Source organism: Edaphobacter sp. 12200R-103 (genome assembly GCF_010093025.1).
Taxonomy (GTDB): domain Bacteria; phylum Acidobacteriota; class Terriglobia; order Terriglobales; family Acidobacteriaceae; genus Edaphobacter.
The window spans coordinates 2015519-2025986 of the sequence record NZ_CP048114.1 but is presented as its reverse complement, the minus strand read 5'-3'; the positions used below and the strand labels follow the sequence as shown (position 1 = coordinate 2025986).

General features: G+C 54.4%; 7 protein-coding genes. 4 read left to right on the top strand and 3 right to left on the bottom strand.

The annotated features are described in order from the left end of the window. Positions 1 to 13 precede the first annotated feature (13 nt). On the bottom strand, positions 14 to 1501 hold the full coding sequence (locus GWR55_RS08450; protein WP_162401878.1) for a sulfatase: 1488 nt from the start codon (positions 1499 to 1501) through the stop codon (positions 14 to 16). Between the two features lie 527 nt (positions 1502 to 2028). Here GWR55_RS08450 and GWR55_RS08445 point away from each other — a divergent pair. From GWR55_RS08445 to GWR55_RS08430, 4 genes are all read left to right on the top strand, one after another. Beyond that, positions 2029 to 5256, top strand: a complete 3228-nt coding sequence (locus tag GWR55_RS08445; protein WP_162401877.1) for a TonB-dependent receptor — start codon at positions 2029 to 2031, stop codon at positions 5254 to 5256. Positions 5257 to 5274: 18 nt separating this feature from the next. Next, entirely contained in the window at positions 5275 to 6804 is a 1530-nt protein-coding gene (locus GWR55_RS08440; RefSeq protein ID WP_162401876.1) for a sulfatase, read from the top strand. Positions 6805 to 6807: 3 nt separating this feature from the next. Next, positions 6808 to 7098, top strand: coding sequence for a hypothetical protein (locus GWR55_RS08435; RefSeq protein WP_162401875.1), 291 nt, complete (start codon positions 6808 to 6810; stop codon positions 7096 to 7098). An 844-nt stretch (positions 7099 to 7942) separates the two neighbouring features. Then, the gene (locus GWR55_RS08430) at positions 7943 to 8179 is read left to right on the top strand and encodes a hypothetical protein (RefSeq protein WP_162401874.1); all 237 of its coding nucleotides are present in this window, start codon (positions 7943 to 7945) and stop codon (positions 8177 to 8179) included. A gap of 175 nt (positions 8180 to 8354) precedes the next feature. On the opposite strand, the gene GWR55_RS08425 is transcribed toward GWR55_RS08430, so the two are convergent. Further along, positions 8355 to 9053 carry a hypothetical protein gene (locus tag GWR55_RS08425; protein WP_162401873.1) on the bottom strand — a complete coding sequence of 233 codons (699 nt, stop codon included), beginning with the start codon at positions 9051 to 9053 and terminating at the stop codon, positions 8355 to 8357. Between the two features lie 17 nt (positions 9054 to 9070). Then, entirely contained in the window at positions 9071 to 10462 is a 1392-nt protein-coding gene (locus GWR55_RS08420) for a hypothetical protein (RefSeq protein WP_162401872.1), read from the bottom strand. Positions 10463 to 10468 lie beyond the last annotated feature (6 nt).

Genomic DNA, 10468 nt, shown 5'->3' with positions numbered 1-10468 from the left:
CAGGAGCGTCTTGCTATGCCTCCTCTGGTCGATGCCAGCCGAAGAGCACAGCCTTCAGGTGCTCAACCTGGTTGCGACATCGAGCATCCGCCGCAACATTATGTAGTTCGGCGGGATCGGTCTTGAGGTTGTACAACTCGTCGCGGTCGTGCGCCCAGAAGATGTATTTCCAGTCGCCTTCGCGCACCATGTATTTGGCGCGCGGCGTATTTAACGCATACTCTGCAAAGACGGGCTCTACCTGCACCCGGCTCTTCGGATTGCGTACCAGTGCGGCAAAACCCACGCCATCGTTGGGAGTCACCTGGCGCACGCCCGCCAGATCGGTCATCGTCGCGCTGAGGGAGACCTGGCTTACCGGCGTATCCACCGCTCCGCTGGCGCCGTCCGGCACATGTATCAGCAGCGGTATACCGCAGGAGCCTTCGTAAAACTCAAACTTCTGCCACAGCCCAAGATCACCCAGCATCTCGCCGTGATCGGATGTGTAGACGATGATCGTGTCACGATCGTGCCCCGTCTCCTTGAGAGCCGCTAGGACCTGGCCCACGCAATCATCCATCTGCGCAAGATTCGCGTAGTAGAAGGCCATGTGCCGTTTCGCCGCAGCCTCATCACTTACTTCGGGTGTGGGGCCGTTATAACGAATGGATTGCACCACCTCACGCGGCAGCGAATCCAGATCAGCCTTCCCCCAGCTTGCCGGAAGCTTCATATCCTCAGGCCGGAACATATCTGCAAACCGCTGTGCAGGCATAAAGGGATCGTGTGGCTTCAGGAACGAGCTCACCAAAAAGAAGGGTCCGTCCTCACTTCGATGGTTCCGCAGAAAACGCGCGGACTCGCGCGCGACGAACGAATCGAACTGATCCTTTTCCTCGAGCAGCGAGACTCGCCCCACATGAACTGACCCCTTGCGCTCATCCTTGTGCCGGACATTCTTCCACGGGTCGCCATTGTCACGCCAAAGGTCGTCGATCTCCGGCTGTCCCGAACCCGAGTTCGGTCTCCCAAGCTCGTCAGCATAGATCGCCGTCTTCGGTCCCAGAGATTGAAACCAGTCATTGAACTCCAGCCTGTAGTCAAAGCCGTGCGTCTGCGCATCCACCCAGTGCATCTTGCCGATCAGCGCCGTGCTGTATCCCGCCGCGCCGAAGTGGTGGGCCATCGTCTTGTGCCGCAAGGAGTAAGGGTGGGCATTGTCCTGCGCCTCGTGGTTGTGGCTGTAGAGTCCCGTCATCAGCGAGGCGCGAGAGGGCGTGCAGACCGGATTGGCGCAATACGCGTTCGTGAAACGAACACTCTTTGCCGCCAGCGCATCCAGATTCGGCGTTCGCGCAACCGTATCGCCGTAAGCTCCCATACAGCTGCGTTTGTGCTGATCCGACATCAGGAGCAGGACGTTCGGCCGCGAGCCGCCAGTTGCCGCGAATGTGCGCCGCCCGACCAGAGAAGAGGTTGCTATCAGGAGGCCATTTTGCAGCAGAGTTCGTCGATTCATCGTTTCCTCGTCCCTAACACACCGGAATCGTAGGCTCCAGCAGCCTGAAGTCCGGTTAAGCCGTCGCAACAAATGAAGTCTATTTTGGGGAGATCAGCGCTGTATTTTGTGGAACAGCACGTACTCAACGTCGTTTAGAGAGACGGAGTACAACAACAGCGCAGCTGACGAGAGAATCGCACTTCGCGTACTGTATCACAACATCTCTTGATGTCGACCGCCAATGCTGTATAAGTCGATAGCCCTCTTTCGATGTGTCACATGTTTTGTTACAAGTTGCTTTCCCGCAATTCTTCAGCTATAAAACACCTACAGTGAAATTTCATGCACAAAACCGTACGCATTGTTGTTGCGTTCTGCCGATTGGCATTGAGCGGACAATGCTGTGTTGTGCCTAACGAACCCATCTCACTCTGAGTTCGACAAGCAGGCCCGGCATCGTCCGGGTCTTTGCTTTGTTCCTTGTTAGCTTTCCATTTCCCCCCCCCCACTGGTGTGCCCTCTCCAGCAGAAAGGTTGGTGTATTCGTGCGCGCTTTTGTTATGGAGTTTGTCTTGTTGTTTTCTGTCAGCTGGTCTCTTCCTGCACAAAGTACCGGGACCGGAACCATCACGGGGCGTGTCACCGACTCGTCAGGAGCGGTGATCGCTCATGCTGAGGTCACCGCAACATCCGCTAGCAGCGCCGCAACCTACAGTGAAGAATCTGACACACAGGGAGTCTTTCATTTCGCAGGAGTCCGGGCGGGCGAGTACAAGATCGAAATCTCTGCGTCTGGTTTCCGCAAACTTACCCAACAATCTGTCCTTCTTGCAGCGGATACGACACGCATCGTAGATGCTCAATTGACGGTGGGTTCTACGTCAGATGCTGTTACGGTCACGGATGCGCCACCGGCCGTCAATACTGCCGATGGTGCCCTCGGCACGTTGATCGGCGGGACGCAGCTCAAAGAGCTGGGATTGAATGGTAGAAACTTCACTCAATTCCTTTCGCTTAGCCCTGGCGTTAGCAGCTCACAGACAGGTCAGCGCATGGGCGTGGGTCAGGAAGGCAATCCGCTCACTTCCATCAACGGCGGCCGCATCAATTCCAACGCATTCACCTATGACGGCATTCTCGCGATGGATACTGGCGGAAACCGCGGCCTGAATCTCTTTCCTCCGATGGAAGCAATTCAGGAGATACAGGTGCATACCAGTAATTTCACCGCGGACATCGGCTCCTACGGTTATAGCCTGGTCAATGTCATTACCCGTTCAGGCGGCGCCCAGTTCCATGGTGATGTCTATGAGGTCCTCGCAAACGATGCGCTCAACGCGCGCAATTACTTCAACCCCTCGAAGCCTCCTCTGCGTGACAACAACTTCGGTTATGACTTCGGCGGCCGCATCCTTCCAAACGCGAAGGGGCGCTTTGGCAGAAATCTATTCTTCTTCTGGTCGCAGGCATTTGATCGCCGATCAGGACCGGAGCTGACCGGCTTCACGACCGCACCGCAGAGCACCTTCACGGCGACCACCCCGACAGCAGCACAGCGAGCAGGAGACTTCTCGTCTTTACCGACCGCGCTGAAAAATCCTGTGACCGGCGCTTCCTACGTGAACAATCAGGTAACCAACATCGACCCAAACGCGACACTGCTGCTGAATGCATATTTCCCGTTACCCAACAGCACGGGCAGTTCCAATTATGCCGTCAGCCCGAAGAGTCAGACGAGATGGAGGGAGGAACTGGTTCGCGTAGACATCCCGATCACGGACAAGGATAACTTCATGGTGCGGTATGCACATGATTCCTGGAGCCAGCAGCAGGCCATCCTGAAGCCGTCAAACCAGTCCTTCCCTACGATCGGAGGATATTTCGCCAAGCCCGGCCAGAATACTGTTCTTCAATGGACGCACGCATTTTCACCGTTACTGCTGAACCAGGCGACCTTTGGATATTCACGAAACAACATTACTCAGACGCCTGACAGCTCTGCCACCCGCTCTGCAGGTCTTGCAATTCCCTCACTCTACAACGCGAACATATACAACCTGATTCCGACGATCTCCATCAGCGGATACTCCTCCATCGGGGCACAAGGACTCACCAACAACACAAACAACGTCTACACCTGGCGTGATGATCTGACGAAGCAGCTGGGGAGCCACGCGCTCAAATTCGGTGTCAACATCCTTCGCATCCAGAAGTTCGACCGGTTTCCTTACTCAGGACAGGCGGGCAGCTTCAGCTTCACAGGCTCGGCGACCGGCAATGCGTTGGCGGACTTCTTGACTGGGTACGCGTACAGCTATACAGAGCAGAGCTCCACTCCGAATGTCTATCTCTTCTCAAACATGTATGAGGGATATGCGCAGGACGATTGGAAGATAACTCGCAATCTTACTGTCAACATAGGAGTACGCGATACCGTCTTCCGTGGCGCTCCAAACGGTTACGACAAGTATGACCATCTTTCAGACTTCGTCCCGTCGCTTTATGTTGCGGCGAATGCTCCCGCGGTGACAGCGTCAGGCGCGCTGGTATCGGGGACGGGAGACCCGGAGAACGGCATCATCACGGTGCAGAATCAGAAGGGCCTCGATCTTCCGCGATCTTTGACCGGAACTCGAAACCAGATCGGACCGCGAGTCGGCTTTGCGTGGGCGCCCTTTGGATCTTCGCTGACCAGCATTCGCGGTGGCTATGGCATCTTCTATCACTGGGACAATGACAACCACGAGAATCTCAGCGCCAATCCGCCGTTCTCACAGTCTGCCACCATCTACAACACAACCCTGACGGGCTTCACCGGTGGAACGCAGACTTCGTTTCCTCCAACGCTAGCCGCCTTTGATACGCGCAAGCTTTATCCGACGGTGAATCAGTATTCGCTTACGTTCGAGCATCAGTTTCCGTCTGCCACCGTGGCCTCCGTCAGCTATGTCGGCAATACAGCAAGACACCTCGATCAGACACCGAATATCAATCAGGCATCGCCAAATGTGGCAGTCGCTGCGGGAACGGTCAATGTAAATACGGTGCGGCCTTATCGTGGCTATGCTGCGATCAACTACGATATCCGCTCTGCTTCGGCAAACTACAACGCATTGCAGGCCACGGTCCGTCGTCGGTTCCAGAACGGACTTCTGTTTGAAGCCGCTTATACCTGGTCCAAGTCCATGGGACGGCAGGTCGGACAGAACCAGTTCGCGACCGAAGCGGGTCCAACAGCCTACGATCGGAGACATATCTTTACCGTCAATTACGTGTACGATCTTCCATTCTTCCGCGGTCGATCGGACGTGCTGGCATACACACTCGGAGGCTGGGAGGTCAGCGGAGTCTCCACATTTCAAGGAGGAATGCCGGTTACGCCAACGATCGCAGTGGATAGGGCTGGCGTCGGAAATACAGGTCAGCGGCCTGACGCGATCAATAGCGTCATCTACAAACACGGCAACGTAAACGACTACTTCTCCAAATCAAGCTTCGCGTTGCCGGCACTGGGAACGTTCGGCAATGCACGTCTCAATACTGTTCGCCTTCCTGGATTAAATAGCACACAATTCAGTCTGGCAAAAAAAGCTACCTTCCATATAGCCACCGATCACGCTCTAACGACGACCTTCCAGGCGCAATTCTTCAACCTCTTCAATCACCCTTCATTCAACGGTGTGGGGACCACATACGGTTCTGCAACCTTCGGCAAGATTACATCTGCCCTCGATCCACGCAATGTCGCATTTCGCCTCAAACTTTCGTTCTAAGAACCTCAGGAGATATCCGTGTCAGAGCAGAATAAGACGAACCGCACCCCTTCCCTATCGAGCGCGCATACGACTCGACGAGACTTCCTGCAGGGCTCACTTGCGGCGGCCGGTAGCGGCCTTCTCTCCACAAGCAACCTGTCGGCTCTCGCGGAGCAGACAAAACCACCCAAGCGGCCCAACCTGGTCTTCTTCTTTGGCGAGGGACAACGAGCAGATGCTCTATCGATTGCCGGTAATCCGATTCTGAAAACACCGCATCACGATCGCATCGGCCGTGAAGGGATCCGATTTGAGAACGCCTTCTGCACGAACGCTCTTTGCGCTCCAGCGCGGGCTACTGTCCTGACTGGCCTTTACTCACGCACGAACGGTGCTTTATCCAATGAGCACATCAATACGCCGCTACCTAAAGATCTCCCGCTATTCACTGAGATTCTGCATGAAGCTGGCTATGAGGTCGCCATTCTGGGAAAGATTCATGTACGTAATGGCGTCGAAGATCGTTATTGGGACTACTATTTCGGACACAACAGTCCCGGCAACGACTACGTGAACCCCTTTTTTAAGGAAGGACGAAAGGGCAAGATCGGTGAACAGAAGCGATACCAGAACGTCTATCCTGATGATCTGACAGTAGACCGAGCCTTGCAGTGGCTCGAAGAAGATCGCGGCGACAAGCCATTCTGCCTACTCATCTGGTTTGTTGCTCCCCACGAGCCGTTCTTCCGTGCCCGCCGTCATTTCGATCTGTTCAGAGATACAGTCATTACCAAACCAGTTTCCTTTGATGATGACCTGAAAGGCTATCCTGGCAAGCCAAAGGGATTTGCTGAAGCGGAGAATAAAATCGGCACGACCACCTCTCATATTGCGGCGGCCTCGCATGAAGGTTTGGTCAAGGACTATTACGCTGGGCTTGTCGCCGTGGATGAAAACATTGGACGGGTGACTTCGTATCTGGAGAAGAAAGGAATTCTCGACGATACGGCCATCGTGCACAGCTCCGATCATGGTTTCTTCCTGGGAGAATTTCGTCTTTTTGACAAGCGACTGATGCATGAACCTTCCATACGCGTTCCCCTCATGATTCGCTACCCTGCGCGAATTCAGGCAGGAACGGTTCGGCAAGAACAGGTTCTCGACATCGATCTTGCACCCACATTTCTCGACCTAGCTGGGGTACCGACTCCCTCGCACTTCCAGGGAAAGAGTGTTCTTCCATTGGCGAACCGACCAGACCCCGAGTTTCGCAAGGAGTGGTACTACGAGTATTACGAGTGGCCCAATCCTGAAGCCGTTCGTCCTCATCGTGGCATACGAACGGAGCGGTATAAGCTCATCCATTATGTATCCGAGCCCCAGGCCTGGGAGCTATACGATCTGCACCGCGATCCTGGAGAGACAAACAACCTGTACGGCAAGCCAGAGGTTGCAACGCTGCAGCTGCACTTGCTCGATCGCCTGAACTCGTTGCAGTCCCAAGTGCCTGAGAAAGAGCTGGCGGCGGAGGAGAAATCAAAACCGGCCTCACTGACCGGCGAATGAAGGGTGACAGGCAATATTCAGGGACAGCCCGTCAACGTGAAGCTTGCCCTCATTCAAGCTGGAAACCAGCTGAGTGGGTCAGGCTGCGTGGGGCCGAAGCAGTACCCTTTGATCGGCTCAGTCGATGGCAACAGGGTGGCATTCGCTCATGACAGCGAATATCAGGACCAGACCTTTACCATCCTCTGGACCGGCACAATTGAAGAAAACGGCACTATTACAGGCCGAGGAAACTTCCAGCCAATAGGACTCACAGGAACGTTCACCGCCAGTCGAAGCGCAGCACATGCATAAGGCGCTTCTCACCACTGGCGAATCGTGTTGCGCGCCCACTCGCCCGACCTCCTTGGATCATAGAGCAGACATGGATGCGTTAGTCTCACCCCTAAGGAGTAAAGTCCGTAACCTTTGTCCTGCCAATTTGGTTCTCAGTTGACGAGAAACGGCAAGCCACTTATCGGCCGCACCTCACAGGCGACCAGTGGAATGATGATGAATTGATGTCGAACAATACATCGCGAGAGAACAACTCAAGGCCAAAGGCGCAGAGACCGACGTCTTCTCTACCTCTTCGGGAGAAGGTATGTGTGTCGTAGTTTGTGTCGTAACTGCGTCATCCCTATCGGAATCGCTGTGGCTCTCTCAGTCTCGCTCAGTATTATCTAATTAGCTGCAAATCATTGAAAAATATTGGCATTTGCTGCCATTCACACTCTCTCTGGCTTTCTTGGTCTCGTCCCCTGTTCGTCAGTAACCTGAATTCGCAACGAGGAGGTCAGCGGTTCGATCCCGCTCAGCTCCACCATAGAATCAATCATTTCCATCGAAGATCCAGGGTACGTGTCCGCCGACGCGCCTGCCCCGAGCGCGAGCGAACTGCGGACGATGCGACTATCACTCCTAATAAAAGAGGTCAGTGGATCGTGAGGATCGATGCGCATGTCGAGTTGACCAGACCGCGGGATCGAGGACGTATTGAGCAACGAGCCACCGAGGTTCAGCATCCTATCTGATATAGAGAGTGAACCAGGATCTACTTTAGCCGCCAGGCTTGTCGCTCTTCTCCAAAAACAGTTGTTGTAATTATGCAAAATTTTCTGTCAGAGGTTTAGGTATGCATGAATTACGGTGCCCCCACATGGATGTGCTGAGAAATCGCCTCATTGAGGCCTATCGTGGTCTCGGCGATACGGACGTCTTCGGCGGCTCGACTGCAGATTGCAGCAAGGCTGAGGTGGAGATGGCTGCGGTGAAGCACGCGATTGCAAATCATCGTCAGGAATGTTTTCTCTGCCGAACACTGCAAGGCAGGCAGGAGGCTCTCAAGGCGTTTGCCGTAGACGAGCCCGCGTGGCGTGGCACGATGGCTAGCTAGCCAAACTTGACTACGAGATCTTGATGATGGCCATCCTGGTAAGTACCGGGATGGCCATTTTGGTCTTGGGAATGCCTGCTGGCGTCCGGGGCAAGGAGAGGGAACGTTCTGATGAAGATGGAACCGCTCTGTGAATTGGAAGGCCGTGACTCTCATCGAGAGTTGCATGATCGCATCAATAATCAGCGTGGACTTCCGGCGCATAGTCCTTGCCGAATTTATTTTTGTGATGCATCGTTAGTGTGTTGGTCCGGTGAAAATCCAGGTTCCCCAACTCATACCTTTCCTTTGGTACATCAATAATTTCGTTGTTTCGTGTCGAAGAAGACAGCGCCAATTGTTCCGCCCATACATGGAGGTGGTAACGGCCCGGTGGAACGTCGTGAATAACGATGGAGCCTGCAGGATCGGAGATCGCATACCATGGGGAGTTGAGAGAAACGACCACGGCGGCCATCTGTGGATGAATATTGCAGAAGATGTAGGAGACTCCTTCGCGATCAAAAAGAACAGAACGGTGACTGCCCGCCTCGTAAAGTCCAAGGTCAAAGCGTTTTCCATTGAACAACGAGAAGACATTATGGAAAAAAGGATCCATATTTGGGAACTCAACGCTTGTGCCGGTGGGAACAACGAGCAGGTGAGGCAGAAACTCCTTGTTTTTCTGGGTTAGTTTCACATTGGTTTTTGGTGTGGGAACAGGAAGAGATGTGCTCATGGGGGTGAGCCAGACGACGACATTGGCGGGAGATACCTGGTGTGGCGTTGCATGGTCTATGTGGACGGTGGCTGTAATCTCCGAGCAATGGGCATAAGAAGTGCAGGCTGCGATCAACAGCGCAACTGTCCATCGGCGAATTCCATGTTCGATCATGTATGCCTGCCTAAAGTTTAAAAACGGTATCCCAATGAAAGCGTGAAGATGTCTGCTGAGGATGAATCGCTGTTGATATTGAATGTGCGGATGTGACGGAATTCGGGTGAGAAGATGAGATAGGTCTTCGGTGTGTAAATGAGATTTGCAGACCACATCTGGTTGCGTGCTCGAAGCTGCATGGCACTGGCATCTGATGGAAGGACCAACGAGTGGAAGTCGCGCGAGAAGCCGTTGTCAAGGCCGAAGGCTCCGTTGGTCTCCAGGACGTTTGTGAAGCGGAATTTGGCTTGAGCCCATCCTCCCGCATCGTTCAACAGGCGGAAGGTGGAGGCGCCGGTGATGGGATCGCTTCCAGTGACGGCATTTTTGTATACGCCGCCACCAAGCCCGCCGATGGCCCGTCCGCGATAGGCTTCTCCGCTGATCTCAAAGCGATGGGTGAGTGGAACCTTCCAGTCTCCAGTGACCGCATACGAATCTCCGTTGCGGTTTGTATAGGCCATACGGGAGTAGTACCCGCCGAGGCCAAGTTGCAACTGACCGGGTGAATCAGGATCTCCGCGATTCCACGAAATTCGCGATTCGTAGGCTGGCTGGCCGCTGCGCTCTCCCGGGGAGGGAGTGCGATAGACACTGGTATTGGTGTATCCGGCCGAGGGTGGATCCCAGAGTCCGAACTCCCAGGAGAAGTTGCCGCGCGAGGAGGTATCAAAACGATGCAGGTAGCGGAGCTGTGGCGCCCACACCCATAGGTTTCCAGCTCCTGCCATGGCGGGTTCGGCGACGGAGGCATAAGACGTAGGTGAAAGAGGAGAGATGAGAGGAGCGACGAAACCTGCTTCAAGGGTATCTTTACTCCAAAGCAAGCTGGCTAAGGCTGTGCGCATGCGAACGATGCCTCCACCCGAGCCGTAACTATTCCCTCCGCTGGAACTATAGCTGCTATATGGAATGCCTCCGTAGAAATCCATGTTTACCTCGGCGTAACTGGAAGCGCCGGCAAGATGAGGGCCGTTAGCCTGGATGCCAAGGATGGTTTGACGGAGGCTCGCGCCAAAAGTCTGCGACGGCGTATCGTAGCTTTGCGGAATCGCGAAACCAGGCTGATCGAAGTTGTCGACGCCACCGTGATTAGAAAAAGCGTTGAAGAGAACAAGTCCGGTCAGCCGTACAGGATATTTGGAGGCACTTTCAACTTTAATCTGATCGTGCTGTTCGACCTGAGATTGAATCATGGCGAGCTGTTCCTTGATATCCGCGGTTGAAGTTGAAGAGGACGCGGTCCCGGCGGCGATGAGCGGAGCTGTGGGTGTAGGAACTGTAGCCGGAGTTGGAGTTGTCGTTGGAGTATGCAGCGCGGAAAGTTCACTTTGCATCTCGCTGATCTGCTCACGTAGGCGCTCCATCTCCTG

Bases quoted from the DNA above. Each gene is read 5' to 3' on its own strand.
- GWR55_RS08450 (WP_162401878.1), bottom strand. From the start codon at position 1,501: ATGAATCGACGAACTCTGCTGCAAAATGGCCTCCTGATAGCAACCTCT.
- GWR55_RS08425 (WP_162401873.1), bottom strand. From the start codon at position 9,053: ATGATCGAACATGGAATTCGCCGATGGACAGTTGCGCTGTTGATCGCA.
- GWR55_RS08430 (WP_162401874.1), top strand. From the start codon at position 7,943: ATGGATGTGCTGAGAAATCGCCTCATTGAGGCCTATCGTGGTCTCGGC.
- GWR55_RS08420 (WP_162401872.1), bottom strand. From the start codon at position 10,462: ATGGAGCGCCTACGTGAGCAGATCAGCGAGATGCAAAGTGAACTTTCC.